At 70.1% G+C, this 20,976-nt stretch carries 1 protein-coding gene; it reads right to left on the reverse strand.

What is annotated here, in order from left to right; all coding sequences use genetic code 11:
• Positions 1 to 5: 5 nt before the first annotated feature.
• Complete coding sequence (locus OHA25_RS57040; RefSeq protein WP_327585127.1) at positions 6 to 20,969, reverse strand: type I polyketide synthase; 20,964 nt, start codon at positions 20,967 to 20,969, stop codon at positions 6 to 8.
• Between the last annotated feature and the right edge of the window lie 7 nt (positions 20,970 to 20,976).

Raw genomic sequence — 20,976 nt, forward strand, 5'->3', positions numbered from 1 at the left:
GCCCTTCAGGAGATCTCAAACTCGTTGTCGATGAAGGCGAACATCTCGTCGTCGGTGGCCGCCTCGAGCTGGTCGGCGACTCCGTTCTGTACAGCGGGATCGTTGAGGCCGGCCAGGACCTCCTTGAGCCGTGCGACGATCCGGCCGCGCGCCGTGCTCTCCTCGGCGAGCTTGGCCGTCGAGTTCTCGATGTTGTCCAGCTCGGCGAAGAGCCGCAGGATGCCGGCCTCTTCGTCCTGGGCTCCGTCGAAATGGCCCATCAGGTGCTCGGTGAGCTCGGCCGGGGTGGGGTAGTCGAAGATGACGGTGGCGGGTAGCCGGAGTCCGGTGCTCTTGCTGAGCTGGTTGCGAAACTCGACGGCGGTGAGGGAGTCGAAGCCGAGGTCCTGGAACTGGCGTCGCGGCTCGATCGCCGATCCGCCGGCGAATCCCAGGATGGTGGCCACCTGGCCGCGGACCAGGTCCGACAGTGCGGACTCGCGTTCGGCCGGATCCAGTGCGGCCAGCCGCTCGGCGAGCCCTTCCGCGGTGCCCGCGCGACGTACCGGGGTCCGGGCGCTGGTGCGGGTCTGCACGAACCGGGCCGGGACCAGCAGCGCCTGCCCGGACGCCACTGCGGTGTCGAACAGGGCCAGCCCGTCGGCCTTCGACAGCGGTGCCACACCCATCCGCGCCAGGCGGCGCAGATCGGCCTCGGTCAGCTCCCCGGTCATCCCGCCTTCCTCCCACAACCCCCACGCCAGCGAGGTGGCCGCCAACCCATCGGCCGCCCGCAGCTGGGCCAAGGCGTCCAGAGAGGCGTTGGCCGCGGCATAGTTGCCCTGGCCCGCACCCCCCAGCACGCCCGCCATCGAGGAGAACAGGACGAACGCGGTCAGATTCAGATCCCGCGTGAGCTCGTGCAGATGCCGGGCGCCCTCCGCCTTGGGCCTGAGCACCCTGTCCAAACGCTCAGGAGTCAACGACGTGATCATCCCGTCATCAAGCACACCGGCCGTATGCACCACACCCACCAACGCATGCTCGGCCGGAACCGAACCGATCACATCGGCCAGCGCCTCACGATCACCGACATCACAACCGGCCACGGTCACGCTCGCACCATGCTCGGCCAGTTCGGCCACCAACTCGGCGGCACCAGGCGCATCCAGACCACGCCGACTGACCAGCAGCAGACGCCGGACACCATGCACGGTCACCAAATGCCTGGCCACCAACGCACCCAGCCCACCAGTACCACCCGTGACCAGCACCGTCCCATCCGGACCGAACACCCGCTCGCCATCACCGGCCAGCACACGACCCTCGTCATCCAGCCCCGCGACCGTGCCCTGCACCCCAGGCAGGACAGCCCGGCTCAGCCGCGGCACCCACACCTGCCCACCTCGCACCGCCAGCTGAGACTCACCGGTGGCCAACGCCCCGGCAATCACGTCCGGCGAAGCATCATCCCCATCCAGATCCAGCAGCGCGAAACGCCCCGGCTGCTCAGCCTGGGCAGCCCGCACCAACCCCCACACCTCAGCCTGCGCCACATCGGGGCGCTCCCCGGCAACCGTCGCCACCCCACTCCGGGTGACAACGACCAGCCGCGACGCCACGAACCGATCATCGGCCAGCCACTCCCGCACCAGCCCCAGCACCTCATGCACCGCCCGCGCACCAACCGGAGCCGCCACCAACACCCACTCAGGAACCACCCCACCCTCGGGCAGCCCGGAAAGGATCTCGACACTCGGCGGCGATGACACGGGTGCGGCCGGGACGATCGTCCACTCCAGCTGGTGGAGCTCGCCTCGACCGGCTGGGACGGCGGACATCTGGCGCAGCGAGAGGGTGTCGATCACGGCGACGGGCGCGCCGGTCTCGTCGGCCACGGCCAGGGTGAGGCTCGCGCCTGCGCCACCCGTCCCTGTGGAGGCGATCCTTACACGCAGGCTGGTCGCCCCGGCCGCGTGCAGGGACACACCCGACCAGGCGAAGGGCAGGTACGGCCGCCCGGGCTCCGGTTGCGGCAGCAGTCCGCCGAGCGCGGTGGCGTGCAGCGCGGCGTCCAGCAGTGCGGGGTGCAGCCCGAACCTCGCGGCGTCGGGATGCGCCTGTTCGGGCAGGGCGATCTCGGCGAAGACCTCGCCGTTAAGCTCCCAGGCGCGCGTCAGACCCTGGAAGGTCAGCCCGTAGTCCAGGCCGATCGCGGCGAGGTTCTCGTACAGGTCCTCGACCACCACCGCCTGGGCCCCCGGAGGCGGCCACCGCGTCAGATCGACGTCAGGCGCGGGCACGGTCGCGGTGAGCGTGGCCTGGGCGTGCTGGGTCCACTCGGCGGCGTCCTGGAGACGGGAGTGGATCGTCAGCGCCCGCCCATCGGGCTCGTCGCCCGCGGTGATCACGGCCTGGATCTGTACGCCGCCGTCCTCCGGCACGACGAGGGGGGTCTGCAGGGTGAGTTCCCGCAGGTGCGGGCAGCCGGTCTCGTCACCTGCGCGGATGGCGAGCTCCACCAGGGCGGTGCCGGGCACGATCACGCTGCCGCCCACGACGTGGTCGGCCAGCCAGGGGTGGGTGGCCTGCGACAACCGCCCGCTGAAGATCACCGTCTCGCCGCCGGCCAGCTCGGTGGCCGCGCTCAGCAGCGGGTGATCGACGGCGCCCAGCCCGGCCGTGCTGACATCGCCGGCGCCGGGCTGGGCCGCGATCCAGTAGCGCTCGTGCTGGAAGGCGTACGTGGGCAGGTCCGCCCGGGACGGGTGGGCCGGAGCGTAGTAGGCCGACCAGTCGACGGTGACGCCGTGGGTGTGCAGCCGGCCCAGAGCGTGGGTGAAGGCGTGGGTTTCGTCCTGGTCCTTGGCTCTCGTGGTGATGAAGGTTTCATCACCGGTGAGCGTCTGCTGGGCTAGCCCGGTCAGCGTAGTGTCCGGGCCGATCTCGACGAACACCGTGGCGCCCGCGGTCCGAGCGGCGGTGACGCCGTCGGCGAACCGCACCGCCTGGCGGACATGCTCCACCCAGTAAGCGGCGTTGCTCAGCTGGCCCGGCTCGGCCAGACGGCCGCTCACATTGGAGACGATCGGGATGACCGGGTCCCTGAACGTCAGACCGGAGATCGCCTGAGCGAAGTCGTCCAGCATCGGCTCCATCAACGGCGAATGGAACGCATGGGAGACCCGGAGGCGGCGGGTGCGCACCTTCCGGTCGGCCAGCAGGGCGGCGATCTCCTCGACCACGTCCTGGTCGCCGGAGACGACGACCGATGCCGGCCCGTTGACCGCCGCGATCCCGGCCCGGTCCTCGCGGCCTTCCAGCAGCGGCACCACCTCGCCCTCCGGGGCGGCGACCGCCAGCATCGCCCCACCCGACGGCAACGCCTGCATCAACCGGGCCCGGGCCGCGACCAGCGCACACGCATCTGGCAGCGAGAACACCCCGGCCACGTGCGCCGCGGCGATCTCCCCAATCGAATGCCCCACCAGCACATCCGGGGCGATGCCCAGCGAAACCAGCAGCCGATACAGGGCGACCTCGAACGCGAACAACGCCGGCTGCGTCATCCCCGTCTCATCCAGCACCCCATCCGAATCGGCGAACATCACCTCACGCAACGGATAGGGCAGCAACGGATCCAAGACCCCGCAGATCTCCGACAGGGCCTCGCCGAACACCGGGAACGCGGCCGCCAGATCCCGGCCCATACCCACCCGCTGACTGCCCTGACCAGCGAACAACAACGCCGTCCTGGCCCGCGACCGCACCAGACCGGACTCGATCACCGACGTGCTCGGCCCGCCCTCGGCCAGCGCCGACAACGCCTCCAGCAATCCGGCACGATCATCGCCCACCACCACCGCGCGATGCTCGAGCACCGCCCGGCCCGACGCCAGTGACCAGCCCACATCGACCGCGTTCAGTTCGGGCCGCGTCTCCACCCACGACCGCAGCCGCCCGGCCTGCGCCCGCAGCGCCTGCCCGCTCCGCCCGGACAACACCCACGGCAGCACCGGCAACTCAGCCGGCGTCGCGGGCTCGGCCACGACCGGAGACTCCTCCAGCACGACATGCGCGTTCGTGCCGCTGATCCCGAAGGAGGAGACGGCGGCGCGGCGCGCGTGCCCGTTCTCCCGCCACGACACCGGCCCGGTCAGCAGCTTCACCGCGCCCGCCGACCAGTCCACATGCGGCGACGGCTCATCCACGTGCAGCGTCTGCGGCAGCACACCGTGGCGCATGGCCATCACCATCTTGATCACACCGGCCACACCTGCCGCCGCCTGCGTATGACCGAGATTCGATTTCACCGACCCCAGCCAGACCGGCTCATCCTCCGGCCGGTTCTGACCGTAGGTGGCCAGGATGGCCTGGGCCTCGATCGGGTCGCCCAGGGACGTCCCGGTGCCGTGCGCCTCGACCACGTCGACGTCGGCGGCCGCCAGTCCGGCGTTGGCCAGCGCATGCCGGATCACCCGCTGCTGCGAGGGACCGTTCGGCGCCGTCAACCCGTTGCTGGCACCGTCCTGGTTGACCGCCGACCCGCGCACGACCGCCAGCACCTGGTGACCGTTGCGCACGGCGTCCGACAGGCGCTCGACCAGCAACACGCCGGAGCCTTCCGACAGACCGACGCCGCCGTCGCCTTGCGCGAACGCCTTGCACCTGCCGTCCACGGACAGGTTGCGCGCCCGGGAGAACTCGATGAACGTCCATGGCGTGGCCATCACCGTCACACCGCCGGCCAGGGCCAGGTCACAGTCACCCGACCGCAGCGCCTGCACCGCGAGATGCAGCGCCACCAGCGAGGAGGAGCAGGCCGTGTCGACGGTCATCGCGGGGCCTTCGAAACCGAAGGTGTACGACACGCGGCCAGAGGCGACGCTGCCCGAGTTGCCGGTTCCGATCAGCCCTTCCAGCTCGTCGGGCACGAAGGAGAGCTGGCTGGCGTAGTCGTGGTACATGACGCCGGAAAAGACACCGGTACGGCTGCCGCGCAGTGTCGTGGGATTGATCCCCGCCCGCTCGACCGCCTCCCAGGAGGTCTCCAGGAGCAACCGCTGCTGCGGATCCATCGCCAGCGCCTCACGCGGCGAGATCCCGAAGAAACCCGGATCGAACTCGCCGGCGTCGTAGAGGAAACCGCCGTGCCGGGCGTAGGAGGTGCCACGGTTGCCCGGGTCCGGGTCGTACAGGTTCTCCAGGTCCCAGCCACGGTCGGAGGGGAACTCGCCGACGGCGTCTCCGGCCTGTGCCAGCAGCCGCCACAGGTCCTCGGGCGATTCGATCCCGCCGGGGAACCGGCAGGCCATGCCGATGATCGCGATGGGTTCGTCATCGACGGCCGGCGCCCGTACAGGTGTCGCGGCCTGGTTCGCGCCGAGCAGCTCACCGGACAGGAAGCCGACGAGCGCCACCGGGGTCGGATAGTCGAAGATCAGCGTCGCCGGGAGCCGCATGCCCGTCGCCGCGTTGAGCCGGTTGCGGAATTCGACCGCCATCAGCGAGTCGAAGCCCAGGTCCTGGAAGAGCTGGCCATCCTCGAGCGCCGACGCGTCGGCGAGTCCGAGCACCACGGCCACCTGGGCGTACACGAGCTCCCTCAGCACGGACTGTTGTCCGGCCGGTGGCAGTGCTGCGAGCTGCTGCTTGAGTGAGGCCGCGGCCTCGGACGCCGCGGTGACCACACGCCTGGTACGACCGGCCACCAGGCCGCGTAGCAGCGGTGGCAGCGCGTCCGCCTGGGCACCCAGTGTCTTGAGGTCGAGGTGGGCGGGCACCAGCGTGGCGCTGCCGTGGCTGAGTGCGGTGTCGAACAGGGCCAGCCCGTCGGCCTTCGACAGCGGTGCCACACCCATCCGCGCCAGGCGGCGCAGATCGGCCTCGGTCAGCTCCCCGGTCATCCCGCCTTCCTCCCACAACCCCCACGCCAGCGAGGTGGCCGCCAACCCATCGGCCGCCCGCAGCTGGGCCAAGGCGTCCAGAGAGGCGTTGGCCGCGGCATAGTTGCCCTGGCCCGCACCCCCCAGCACGCCCGCCATCGAGGAGAACAGGACGAACGCGGTCAGATTCAGATCCCGCGTGAGCTCGTGCAGATGCCGGGCGCCCTCCGCCTTGGGCCTGAGCACCCTGTCCAAACGCTCAGGAGTCAACGACGTGATCATCCCGTCATCAAGCACACCGGCCGTATGCACCACACCCACCAACGCATGCTCGGCCGGAACCGAACCGATCACATCGGCCAGCGCCTCACGATCACCGACATCACAACCGGCCACGGTCACGCTCGCACCATGCTCGGCCAGTTCGGCCACCAACTCGGCGGCACCAGGCGCATCCAGACCACGCCGACTGACCAGCAGCAGACGCCGGACACCATGCACGGTCACCAAATGCCTGGCCACCAACGCACCCAGCCCACCAGTACCACCCGTGACCAGCACCGTCCCATCCGGACCGAACACCCGCTCGCCATCACCGGCCAGCACACGACCCTCGTCATCCAGCCCCGCGACCGTGCCCTGCACCCCAGGCAGGACAGCCCGGCTCAGCCGCGGCACCCACACCTGCCCACCTCGCACCGCCAGCTGAGACTCACCGGTGGCCAACGCCCCGGCAATCACGTCCGGCGAAGCATCATCCCCATCCAGATCCAGCAGCGCGAAACGCCCCGGCTGCTCAGCCTGGGCAGCCCGCACCAACCCCCACACCTCAGCCTGCGCCACATCGGGGCGCTCCCCGGCAACCGTCGCCACCCCACTCCGGGTGACAACGACCAGCCGCGACGCCACGAACCGATCATCGGCCAGCCACTCCCGCACCAGCCCCAGCACCTCATGCACCGCCCGCGCACCAACCGGAGCCGCCACCAACACCCACTCAGGAACCACCCCACCCTCGGGCAGCCCGGAAAGGATCTCGACACTCGGCGCGCCACTCGCCGCACCGGCCTGCAGTGACACCCAGTCGACCTGGAAGAGCTTGTTCCGGTCCCCGGTGGCGGGAGGTGCCTCCAGCTGCCCGACCGGCACCGGACGTGCGGCCAGCGAACCGATCGTGGCGACGGCCAGTCCCTCGGTGTCCATCAGCGTCAGAGAGACCGCGCCCTGCCCGGCCGGAGAGATCCGGACGCGCAGCTTCGTGGCTCCGGACGCGTGCAGCGCCACCGCGCCCCACGCGAACGGCAGGTAGGGGCGGCCGGGCTCCGGATCGGCCGTGTACCCGCCGAGGGCGATCGCATGTAGGGCCGCGTCGAACAGCGCCGGGTGCAGCCCGAACCTGGCGGCGTCGCGGGCCATCTCCTCTGGCAGTGCCAGCTCGGCGAAGAGTTCGTTCTCCTTGCGCCAGACGGTCTTGAGTCCGCGGAAGGATGGGCCGTAGGCCAGGCCCATGTCGGCGAAGTCGTCGTACATCTCGTCCAGGGCCACCGCCTGGGCGCGTTCCGGCGGCCAGGTCATGTGGGGTTCCGGGATCGCCGGGACGGCCTCGGCCAGCACTCCGGCGGCGTGCTGCGTCCATGGCTCCTCCGGTACGCCGTGGGGGCGGGAGTAGATCCCCAGCGGCCGCCGTCCGTCCACGTCGGGCGCACCCACGGCCAGCTGGAGCTGGGCGGCTCCGCGTTCGGGGAGCATCAGCGGGGCCTGCAGGGTGAGCTCCTCCAGCAGACCGCAGCCGGCCTCGTCGCCGGCGCGGATGGCCAGCTCGACGAAGGCCGCGCCGGGCAGGATCACCTGCCCGTTGACTGCGTGGTCGGCGAGCCATGGATGCGTGGCGATCGACACGCGCCCGGTGAGAACGACCGCTCCGCCGTCGGCGAGCACCGTGAACGCGCCGAGCAGCGGGTGGCCCGTGGCCTGCAGACCGAGGCTTTCCGCATCCGCGGCGCCGACGGACTCCTGCGGCCAGTAGCGCTGGTGCTGGAAGGCATAGGTGGGCAGGGCGACCGTACGGGGACGGGCGGGGGCGTACACCTGGGCCCAGTCGACCTCGACGCCGCGTACCCACAGCTCGGCCGTGTTTGACCACAACCTGCTCAGGTCTCCGTCGTCGCGGCGCAGCGTGCCGACCGCCACGACCTCGCCGCCGGCGTCCTCCGCCGTGTCCTGCACCGCCATGGTCAGCACCGGATGCGCGCTGACCTCCACGAACACGCCATGCCCCTCCTCGATCAGCGCCCGGACCGCAGGATCCAGCCGTACGGGTTGGCGCAGGTTCTCATACCAGTACGCCGCATCCGCCTCCGTCCCGGTGAGCCAGCAACCACGCACCGTCGAATACCACGGCACCTGACCGGCCCTGGGCGCCACAGGAGCCAAAAGCCCCGCGAGTTCCTCCTGAAGGTGTTCCACATGCGCCGAGTGCGAGGCGTAGTCCACCTCGATCCGCCGAGCCCGCACGCCCCACACCTCGGCGTCGACCAGCAGTTCGTCGAGTGCGTCCACGTCACCCGACACCACCGTCGAGGCCGGGCCGTTGACCACCGCCACCGACACACGCCCATCCCAGCGCGAGATCAGCTCGGCCACCTCAGCCGACCCCAGCGGCACCGACACCATCCCGCCACGCCCCGCCAGCGCCACAATCGCCCGGCTACGCAAAGCCACCACCCGAGCGCCGTCCTCCAACGACAACGCACCCGCCACCACCGCGGCGGCGATCTCTCCTTGGGAGTGCCCGACCACGGCCGCGGGAGTCACCCCGACCGACCGCCACACCTCCGCCAGCGACACCATCACCGCCCACAACACCGGCTGGATCACATCCACCCGGTCAAACCCCTCACCACCCCGCAACACACCACTCAGCGACCAATCCACGAACGGAGCCAACGCCGCCTCACACTCCGCCACCCGCGCAGCGAACACCGGCGACGACTCCAGCAACTCCACCCCCATCCCCACCCACTGCGACCCCTGACCGGGGAACACCAGAACCGTCTTACCGCCTGCCCCGGCCACGCCCGCCACCACGCCGGGCACGTCCACGCCCTCGGCCAGCCCACGCAGGCCGGCGAGCAACTCGTCCCGGCCCGCACCCACCACCACGGCCCGGCGGTCGAACGCCGACCGCGAGACCACCAGCGAATGGGCCACATCCACCAGCCGCTCAGGCGATCCCGCCACCCACTCAGCCAGCCGACCCGCCTGTGCCTGGAGCGCCTCCGCGGTGCGCCCGGACAGAACCATTGGCGCCACTGGAAGATCCAGATCGTTGTCCTCGGTCACCGCCGCCGCCGATGGCTCCTCCAGAACGACGTGCGCGTTCGTACCGCTCACGCCGAAGGAGGAGACCGCCGCGCGGCGCGGGCGATCCCGGCGGTCCCACTGCCGGGCCTCGGCCAGCAGCTCGACCGCGCCCGCCGACCAGTCCACATGCGGCGACGGCTCATCCGCATGCAGCGTCTTGGGCAGCAGTCCGTTGCGCATGGCCATGACCATCTTGATCACGCCGGCCACACCGGCCGCGGCCTGCGTGTGACCGATGTTCGATTTCACGGATCCGAGCCACAGCGGCCGATCCTCCGCCCGGTCCCGGCCATAGGTGGCCAGCAGCGCCTGGGCTTCGATCGGGTCACCCAGCGTCGTCCCGGTGCCATGCGCCTCCACCACATCGACGTCCGTGGCCGACAACCCGGAGTTCGCCAGCGCCTGCCGGATCACCCGCTGCTGCGACGGACCGTTCGGCGCCGTCAACCCGTTGCTCGCACCGTCCTGGTTCACCGCCGACCCGCGCACCACCGCCAGCACCCGATGGCCGTTGCGCTCAGCGTCCGAGAGCCGCTCCACCAGCAGCATCCCGACGCCCTCACCCCAGCCCGTGCCATCCGCCGAAGCCGAGAACGCCTTACAGCGCCCATCCGCCGACAACCCACGCTGCCGCGAGAACTCCACGAACGTGCCAGGCGTGGCCATCACCGTCACACCACCGGCGAGCGCGAGATCACACTCACCGGACCGCAGCGCCTGCACCGCCCAGTGCAGTGCCACCAGCGACGACGAGCAGGCCGTGTCGACAGTTACGGCCGGGCCCTCCAAGCCCAGGCTGTAGGACACCCGTCCCGAGGCGATGCTGCCGGAGTTACCGGTCGCGATCAGCCCCTCCAGTTCGTCGGGCATGGAAGAGAGCTGGAGGGCGTAGTCGTGGTACATGACGCCGGCGAATACACCTGTACGGCTGCCGCGCAGCGTTGTGGGGTTGATCCCGGCCCGCTCGATCGCCTCCCACGAGGCTTCGAGCAGCAACCGCTGCTGCGGATCCATCGCCAGCGCCTCGCGCGGACTGATCCCGAAGAACGCCGGATCGAACTCCGCCGCGTCATGCAGGAACCCGCCGTGCTTGGCATAGAAGGTGCCGTGAGTGTCGGGATCGGGGTCGTAGAGCTTCTCCAGGTCCCAGCCGCGATCCGAGGGGAAGTCACCGATCGCGTCCGTGCCGGCCGCCACCAGATCCCACAGGTCCTCCGGCGAGAACACCTCGCCCGGATAGCGGCAGGCCATCCCCACGATCGCGATCGGCTCGTCGTTCACCGGTGTCCTGACGGCGGTGACGGGCACGAGGTCGGCCGCGACCCCGGTGAGCTCGGTCTCGAGGTAGTCCGCGACGGCCCGGGCGTTGGGGTAGTCGAAGACGAGGGTGGCGGGCAGGCGCAGCGCGGTAGCCGTGTTGAGCTGGTTACGGAACTCCACCGCGGTCAGTGAGTCGAAGCCGAGCTCCTGGAAGGCACGGTCCGGCTGCACCGCCTCCATCGAGGGGTACGCCAGCACTCTGGCGACTTCCTGCCGTACGAGATCCAGCAGCGCCTTGGCCCGCTCATCCGCCTCCAGACCGGCCAGCCGCCCTGCCAGAGCCGAGCCGCCCGCCGCCCCTGAGCGCGCCTGCCGTACCGGGCCGCGCACCAGGCCGCGCAGCAACGCGGGAAGAACATCCCCACGCGAGCGCAACGCCGCGGCATCCACCCGCAACGGCACCAACGCCGCCACATCCCGGCCAACCCCGGCATCGAACAGCGCCAACCCCTCAGCCACCGACAACGCCGGCAACCCCTGACGCCGCATACGCTCAAAATCGGCCGCACTCAACCAGCCGCTCAACCCCGTATCGGTGTCCCACAACCCGTACGCCAGCGACGTCGCCACCAACCCCAACGACCGACGATGCACCGCCAACGCATCCAGGAACACATTGGCCGCCGCATAATTACCCTGCCCCGCCGCCAGCACCAACCCGCCGGCCGACGAGAACAACACAAACGCCGACAGATCCACATCCCGCGTCAGCTCATGCAGATGCCACGCCGCATCCGCCTTCGCCGCCAGCACCCCATCCAACCGCTCCGCCGTCAACGACCCGACCAAACCGTTGTCGGCTACGCCCGCCGCATGCACAACGGCACGCAACGGAAACTCCACCGGCACCGACCCCAGCAGCTCCGCGACCGCCCGACGATCGGCCACATCACACGCGGCCACCGACACACTCGCGCCATGCTCAGCCAATTCGTTCACCAGCTCAGCGGCACCCGGCGCCGCCATGCCCCGCCTGCTGGCCAGCAGCACATGACGGACACCATGGGTGACAACCAGGTGGCGGGCCACCAGCGCACCCAGCCCACCGGTCCCTCCCGTGACCAGCACCGTCCCCGACGGATCCCACGCCACCGCCCCACCAGCCGCGGAGACCTTGGCCAGCCGCGGAAGCCACACCTCACCTTCACGAACAGCAGCCTCCGCCTCCCCTGAGGCCACCACCGAGCCCACCGCACGCCACGACTCGGCACTGCCATCCACATCCACCAGCACGAAACGGCCCGGATTCTCCGCCTCCGCCGCCCGCACCAGACCCCACACCGGAGCCTGCGCCACATCCAGACCGGCATCCGAACCCATCGCCACCGCACCACGCGTGACGACCACCAGCCGCGAAGACGCGAACCGCTCATCGGCCAGCCATCCCTGTACGGATGCCAGCACGTGGTTCACGGTCCGGCGCATCGCGCCCGGGATGTCCGACTCGGACTCGGTGACCGGGCACTCCACGAACGCCCACTCGGGCACTGATTCGACATCCTGCAGCGATGCCAGGTCCGGGTACTCATTGCCTTCGGCGGACACAACCGGACTGTTGGTCAGGGGTATCCAGTTCACCTGGTGAAGGGAGCCCTGGTGCCCGCCGAGGTCGGTGGTGGAGAGGGGGCGGAGGGTGAGGGTGTCGATCTGGGCCACGGGCGCGCCGGTGTGGTCGGCGACGGCCAGCGTGATGCCGCCGGTCACCGGGGTGACCTTGATCCGCAGGCTGGTGGCCGCACTGGCGTGCAGGCTCACCCCAGACCAGGCGAAGGGCAGGTACGGCCGTCCAGGCTCGGGCGCCGGCAACAGATCACCCAGAGCACTGGCATGCAAGCTCGCATCCAGCAATGCCGGATGCAACCCGAACCGGCTCGCCTCGGCATGCGCCTCATCCGGCAACACGACCTCGGCGAACACCTCACCCGGCCGACCCCACGCCCCCACCAGGCCCTGGAAGATGGGGCCGTAGTCCAGCCCGATCGCGGCCATCTCCTCATACAGGCCCTCGACGGCGATCTGCCGGGCCCCGGGCGGCGGCCAGACGGTCAGGTCGAACACCGGCGCGGGCAGATCGGGGGTGAGCAGGCCCTGAGCGTGCTGTATCCACTCCTCGCTCTGCGGGGTGCGCGAGTGCAGGCTGATCGGCCGCGCGCCACTGTGATCGGGGCCGCCGGCCATCAACTGCACCTGTAGGCCACCCTCATCGGGCACCACCAACGGCGCCTGAAGGGTCAACTCCTGCACACCCGGGCAACCGATCTCCTGCCCCGCCCGCAGCGCCAACTCCACCAACGCCGCACCCGGAACGACCACCCGCCCGTTCACCACGTGATCAGCCAGCCACGGCTGCGCCGACGCCGACAACCGCCCGGTGAAGGAGACATGGGCACCATCCGGTGCCGGAACGACGGCACGCAGCAACGGATGGTCGAGGGCCTCCAGCCCAGCCGCCGCCACATCCCCGTCATCAACCCGCGCGGACATCCAGTAACGCTGGTGCTGGAACGCATACGTCGGCAACTCCACCCGCCGCGGAGACGCCGGAGCGAAGAACGCTTCCCAATCCACCACCCCACCACGGGAGTGCAACAGCCCCAGCGCCTCCACCACCGTGCGAACCTCATCACGATCCCTGCGAACAGCAGGGACGAACACCGCGTCATCGAGACTCTGCTGCGCCAGCCCGGTCAGGACACCATCCGGTCCGACCTCAAGGAACACACCAGCACCCGCCACCCGCGCAGCCGCCACACCATCGGCGAACCGCACTGCCTGCCGGACGTGCTCCACCCAGTAGCCGGGGTTGCTCAGCTGGCCCGGCTCGGCGAGTCGCCCGGTGATGTTGGAGACGATCGCGATGTCCGGCTCGTGGAAGGTCAGACCCGCGATCGCCTCAGCGAAGTCGTCCAGCATCGGCTCCATCAACGGCGAATGGAACGCATGGGAGACCCTGAGGCGGCGGGTGCGCACCTTCCGCTCGGCCAGCAGGGCGGCGATCTCCTCCACCACGTCCTGCTCGCCGGAGACCACCACCGCAGCCGGCCCGTTCACCGCCGCGATCCCGGCCCGGTCCTCGCGGCCCTCCAGCAGCGGCACCACCTCGCCCTCCGGGGCGGCGACCGCCAGCATCGCCCCACCCGACGGCAACCCCTGCATCAACCGAGCCCGCGCCGCGACCAACGAGCACGCATCCGCGAGCGAGAACACCCCCGCCACATGCGCGGCGGCGATCTCCCCGATCGAATGCCCCACCAGCACATCGGGGGCGACGCCCAGTGAGGACAAGAGCCGATACAGCGCCACCTCGAACGCGAACAACGCCGGCTGCGTCATCCCCGTCTCATCCAGCACCCCATCCGAATCGGCGAACATCACCTCACGCAACGGACGCGGCAGCAGGGGGTCCAGGGCTTGGCAGATCTCCGCCAGAGCCTCGCCGAACACCGGGAACGCGGCCGCCAGATCCCGGCCCATGCCCACCCGCTGACTGCCCTGACCCGTAAACAACAACGCCAGCCTGCCGCCCGAACCACTCCCCGTGACCACACCCGGCGCCACCGAACCATCGGCCAACACCCGCAGACCCGCCAGCAATTCGTCACGATCCCCGCCGACCACCACCGCGCGATGCTCCAGCACCGTCCGGCCCGTCGCCAGCGACCAGCCCACATCAACCAGACCAGCCCGATCAATCGCGGATGGGCCTGCATCAGCTACCGCCAGCGCATCCGTCACACGGGCGCCCATCGCTGCCGCGTCCAACGCATCGGACTGCCCAGCCACCCACGACACCAGCCGCCCGGCCTGCGCCCGCAACGCCTCCGGACTCTTCGCCGAGACCACCCACGGCACCACCGGCAGCTCCGAGCCACCAACCACAGCCTCGACCACGACCGGAGACGCCTCCAGCACGACATGCGCATTCGTGCCACTGATCCCGAACGACGACACCGCAGCCCGCCGCGGCCGATCCAGCTCACCCCACGAACGAGCCTCCCTCAGCAACTCGACCGCGCCAGCCGACCAGTCCACATGCGGCGACGGCTCATCCACATGCAGCGTCCTGGGCAACAGCCCGTGGCGCATGGCCATCACCATCTTGATCACACCAGCCACACCCGCAGCCGCCTGCGTATGGCCAAAGTTCGACTTCACCGTGCCCAGCCACAACGGCCGATCCACCGCCCGGCCCTGACCATAGGTCGCCAGGATGGCCTGAGCCTCGATCGGATCACCCAAAGTCGTCCCAGTCCCGTGCGCCTCCACCACGTCCACATCAGCCGCCGACAGGCCCGCGTTGGCCAGCGCCTGCAGGATCACCCGCTGCTGCGACGGCCCGTTCGGCGCCGTCAGACCGTTACTGGCCCCGTCCTGATTGATCGCGCTGCCCCGCAGCACGGCCAGCACCTGATGACCGTTGCGGCGCGCGTCCGACAACCGCTCCACCAGCAACATCCCGACGCCCTCACCCCAGCCCGTGCCATCGGCCGAAGCCGAGAACGCCTTACACCGCCCATCAGCAGCCATCCCACGCTGCCGCGAGAACTCGATGAACATCCCCGGCGTCGACATCACCGTCACACCACCGGCGAGCGCGAGATCACACTCACCCGACCGCAGTGCCTGCGCCGCCCAATGCAGCGCCACCAACGAGGAGGAACACGCCGTGTCGACCGTGACCGCCGGGCCCTCCAAACCCAGGCTGTAGGACACCCGGCCAGACACCAAACTCCCGCCACTGGTCGAAGCCGGCGTCCCCAACCCGTAGTCGTGATACATCACCCCGGCGAACACACCCGTACGGCTGCCCCGCAGCGCGGTGACCTTGATCCCGGCCCGCTCGATCGCCTCCCACGAAGCCTCCAGCAACAACCGCTGCTGCGGATCCATCCCGGCCGCCTCACGCGGCGAGATCCCGAAAAACCCAGGATCGAAGTCCGCCGCGTCATACAAGAACCCGCCGACACGTGTGTACGTCTTGCCCGCCACCCCCGGCTCCGGCGCATACACCCCCTCGACATCCCAACCACGATCGGCCGGGAACTCCCCCACCGCATCCGTCCCGGCCACCACCAGATCCCACAGATCCTCCGGCGAGGTCACCCCACCCGGATACCGGCACGCCATCCCCACGATCGCGATCGGCTCATCCACCACCGAGGTGGCAGCCACCACCGCCCGTTCGGCATGCCCGCCCGCCAGCTCACCCACCAGATAGCCGGCCACCGCCTCAGCAGTCGGATAATCGAAAACGAGCGTGGCCGGCAACCGCAGCCCCGTAACCGCGTTCAGCTGGTTGCGGAACTCCACCGCGGTCAGTGAGTCGAAGCCGAGTTCCTGGAAGGCACGGTTCGGCTGCACCGCCTCCACCGACGGATATCCCAGCACCCTGGCGACTTCCTGCCGCACCAGATCCAGCAACACCCGGCCACGCTCATCCGCCGCCAACCCCGCGAGCCGCTGCCCGAGCCCATTGGCCGCTGCGCCGGCACGGCGGACAGGTCCGCGCACCAGGCCGCGCAGCAACGCGGGAAGAACATCCCCACGCGAGCGCAACGCCGCGGCATCCACCCGCAACGGCACCAACGCCGCCACATCCCGGCCAACCCCGGCATCGAACAGCGCCAACCCCTCAGCCACCGACAACGCCGGCAACCCCTGACGCCGCATACGCTCAAAATCGGCCGCACTCAACCAGCCGCTCAACCCCGTATCGGTGTCCCACAACCCGTACGCCAGCGACGTCGCCACCAACCCCAACGACCGACGATGCACCGCCAACGCATCCAGGAACACATTGGCCGCCGCATAATTACCCTGCCCCGCCGCCAGCACCAACCCGCCGGCCGACGAGAACAACACAAACGCCGACAGATCCACATCCCGCGTCAGCTCATGCAGATGCCACGCCGCATCCGCCTTCGCCGCCAGCACCCCATCCAACCGCTCCGCCGTCAACGACCCGACCAAACCGTTGTCGGCTACGCCCGCCGCATGCACAACGGCACGCAACGGAAACTCCACCGGCACCGACCCCAGCAGCTCCGCGACCGCCCGACGATCGGCCACATCACACGCGGCCACCGACACACTCGCGCCATGCTCAGCCAATTCGTTCACCAGCTCAGCGGCACCCGGCGCCGCCATGCCCCGCCTGCTGGCCAGCAGCACATGACGGACACCATGGGTGACAACCAGGTGGCGGGCCACCAGCGCACCCAGCCCACCGGTCCCTCCCGTGACCAGCACCGTCCCCGACGGATCCCACGCCACCGCCCCACCAGCCGCCGAGACCTTGGCCAGCCGCGGAAGCCACACCTCACCTTCACGAACAGCAGCCTCCGCCTCCCCTGAGGCCACCACCGAGCCCACCGCACGCCACGACTCGGCACTGCCATCCACATCCACCAGCACGAAACGGCCCGGATTCTCCGCCTCCGCCGCCCGCACCAGACCCCACACCGGAGCCTGCGCCACATCCAGACCGGCATCCGAACCCAGCGCCACCGCACCACGCGTGACGACCACCAGCCGCGAAGACGCGAACCGCTCATCGGCCAGCCACTCCTGGATCACACGCAGGACGGCTCCGACAGCCTCACGCACGGCATCGAGCACATCGGTTTCCGCTGATGTCACTGCGTGGACGACCGCCTCAGGGGCAACAACACCCTCAACGATCGCCGCCTTCGCGGCGGCGAGATCAGGCAGTTCCTCGGCCGCGGTCTGCGCGACCGGGAGTGGCGTCCAGTTCACGTGGAGCAGGGAGTCCGGACGGTCGGCGAGCTGGTCGGCGGAGACGGGACGTACGGCGAGCGACTCCACCGACAACACCGGCGCCCCGGTGGGATCGGCGATGGTCAGGGCGATGGAATTGTCGCGCACGGGCGAGATCAGCACTCGCACGCTGTTCGCCCCGGCCGAATGCAGGCACACTCCTGCCCAGGAGAACGGCAGGACCGTCTGCCCGTCACCGGCCAGCAGTTGGGCGTGCATCGTGGCATCCAGGAGTGCCGGGTGCAGCCCGAACCTGGCCGCGTCCGCGTGGGCCTCCTGAGGCAGCGCGACCTCGGCGAACACCTCGTCCGCACGCCGCCATGCCGCCTGTAGGCCCTGGAACACGGGCCCGTACTCGTACCCTCTGTCCAGCAGCAGGTCGTACGCCTCGGTCACATCGATCACCGTGGCCCCCGGCGGGGGCCACTGCTCCAGCCCGGACGCGGTCACCGGCGGGGCGGCGGCCAGCGCACCATCGGCGTGCGTGACCCACGCGTCCGCCGCGTCGCCGTCGGCGCGGGAGTGGATCGAGACCGGCCTCGTCCCCGCCCCGTCGGCGGCACCGACAAGGACCTGCACCTGGCGGCCGCCATCGGGCGGCACCACCAGCGGCGCCTGCAGGGTGAGCTCCTGTACGAGTCGGCAGCCCACCTCGATGCCGGCCTGTAACGCCAGCTCCAGGAAGGCCGTGCCAGGAAGGATGATCGTGCCGTTCACCGCGTGATCGGCCAGCCAGGGCTGCGCCGTCACCGACAACCGCCCGCTGAAGACCACGGACTCGCCGCCGGCCAGTTCGGTCACCGCGCCGAGCAGCGGATGATCGACACTCGCGAGCCCGGCGACAGCCATGTCCCCGGCATCACCCCGCGCGGACATCCAGTAACGCTGATGCTGGAACGCATACGTCGGCAACTCCACCCGCCGCGGCAACGCCGGAGCGAAGAACGCCTCCCAATCCACCACCCCACCACGGGAGTGCAACAGCCCCAGCGCCTCCACCACCGTGCGAACCTCATCACGGCCCTTACGAACAGCAGGGACGAACACCGCGTCATCGAGACTCTGCTGCGCCAGCCCGGTCAGGACACCATCCGGTCCGACCTCAAGGAACACACCAGCACCCGCCACCCGCGCAGCCGCCACACCATCGGCGAACCGCACTGCCTGCCGGACGTGCTCCACCCAGTAGCCGGGGTTGCTCAGCTGGCCCGGCTCGGCGAGTCGCCCGGTCACGTTGGACACGATCGCCATGTCCGGCTCGTGGAACGTCAGACCCGCGATCGCCTCAGCGAACTCGGCCAGCATCGGCTCCATCAACGGCGAATGAAACGCATGCGACACCCGGAGACGACGCGTCCGCACCCCCCGCTCAGCCAGCAGGGCGGCGATCTCCTCCACCACGTCCTGGACGCCGGAGACCACCACCGCAGCCGGCCCGTTCACCGCCGCGATCCCCACCCGGCCCTCGCGGCCCTCCAGCAGCGGCACCACCTCGCCCTCCGGCGCGGCGACCGCCAGCATCGCCCCACCCGACGGCAACCCCTGCATCAACCGAGCCCGCGCCGCGACCAACGCACACGCATCCGCGAGCGAGAACACCCCCGCCACATGCGCGGCGGCGATCTCCCCGACCGAATGCCCCACCAGCACATCGGGGGCGACGCCCAGTGAGGACAAGAGCCGATACAGCGCCACCTCGAACGCGAACAACGCCGGCTGCGTCATCCCCGTCTCATCCAGCACCCCATCCGAATCGGCGAACATCACCTCACGCAACGGATAGGGCAGCAACGGATCCAGCACCGCGCAGATCTCTGACAGGGCCTCCGCGAACACCGGGAACGCCTCTGCCAGGTCGCGGCCCATGCCCACCCGCTGACTGCCCTGACCGGTGAACAACAACGCCAGCCTGCCGCCCGAACCACTCCCCGTGACCACACCGGGTGCGTCCGAGCCGTCGGCCAACGCCCGCAGACCCGCCAGCAGTTCGTCACGATCCCCGCCGACCACGGCAGCGCGATGCTCCAGCACCGTCCGGCCGGACGCCAACGACCAACCCACATCAACCAGCCCAGCGGGATCCGCCACCAACGACGCCGCATCCGGCCATCCAGCGCCCGACACCACACGAGGCACCCCGACAGCGGGTTGCCCTGACACCCACGACACCAGCCGCCCGGCCTGCGCCCGCAAGGCCACAGCATCCTTCGCCGAGACCACCCACGGCACCAGCGGCAGCTCCGAGCCACCAGCCACCCCAGGCTCCACCACCGGACCCTGCTCAAGGATCACGTGCGCATTCGTGCCACTGACGCCGAACGACGACACCGCAGCCCGCCGCGGCCGATCCAGCTCACCCCACGGACGAGCCTCCGTCAGCAGCTCCACCGCACCCGCCGACCAGTCCACATGCGGCGACGGCTCATCCACGTGCAAGGTGCGCGGCAGCACACCGTGCCACATGGCCATCACCATCTTGATGACGCCGCCCACACCGGCCGCGGCCTGCGCATGCCCGATGTTCGACTTGAGCGACCCCAGCCACAACGGCACGTCCCGGTCCTGACCGTAGGCCGCGATCAGCGCCTGCGCCTCGATCGGATCCCCGAGAGTCGTCCCGGTGCCGTGCGCCTCCACCACGTCCACGTCCGCCGCCGACAGGCCCGCGTTGGCCAGCGCCTGCCGGATCACCCGCTGCTGCGACGGACCGTTCGGCGCCGTCAGACCATTGCTCGCACCGTCCTGGTTGATCGCGCTGCCCCGCACCACCGCCAGCACCTGATGACCGTTGCGGCGCGCGTCCGAGAGCCGCTCCACCAGCAGCATCCCGACGCCCTCACCCCAGCCCGTGCCATCCGCCGAAGCCGAGAACGCCTTGCACCGGCCGTCCGGCGACAACCCACGCTGCCGCGAGAACTCCACGAACGTGCCCGGCGTGGCCATCACCGTCACACCACCGGCCAGGGCGAGATCACACTCGCCCGACCGCAGCGCCTGCGCCGCCAGGTGCAGCGCCACCAGCGACGACGAACACGCGGTGTCCACCGTGACGGCCGGGCCCTCGAACCCGAACGTGTACGACACCCGCCCCGAGGCGATGCTGCCCGAGTTGCCCGTGCCGACCAGCCCTTCCAGCTCCTGCGGCACGACCTGCGGGGCGTAGTCGTGATACATCACCCCGGCGAACACACCCGTACGGCTCCCCCGCAACGTGTGGGGACCGATGCCGGCCCGCTCGATCGCCTCCCACGAAGCCTCCAGCAACAACCGCTGCTGCGGATCCATCGCCAGCGCCTCACGCGGCGAGATCCCGAAGAACCCAGGGTCGAACTCACCCGCGTCATACAGGAACCCGCCGTGCCGGGCGTACGTGGTGCCCCGGTTGCCGGGGTCCGGGTCGTACAGTCTCTCCAGGTCCCAGCCACGATCCGACGGGAACTCCCCGATCGCGTCCGCGCCGGCGGCCACCAGCTCCCACAGGTCCTCGGGCGAGGACACCCCGCCCGGGTAGCGGCACGCCATCCCCACGATCGCGACAGGCTCGCGCGCCGCGTCGACGAGGGAGCGGTTCTGCGCACGCAGCCGTTCCGTCTCCTTCAATGAGGAACGCAGGGCCTCGATGAGCTTGGTGTCGTTCGCAGCCATTCTCGCC

This window comes from Nonomuraea sp. NBC_00507 (assembly GCF_036013525.1).
Classification (GTDB): domain Bacteria; phylum Actinomycetota; class Actinomycetes; order Streptosporangiales; family Streptosporangiaceae; genus Nonomuraea.

Excerpts from the sequence above, each read along its gene's own strand:
- OHA25_RS57040 (WP_327585127.1), bottom strand. The coding sequence starts at position 20,969 with ATGGCTGCGAACGACACCAAGCTCATCGAGGCCCTGCGTTCCTCATTG.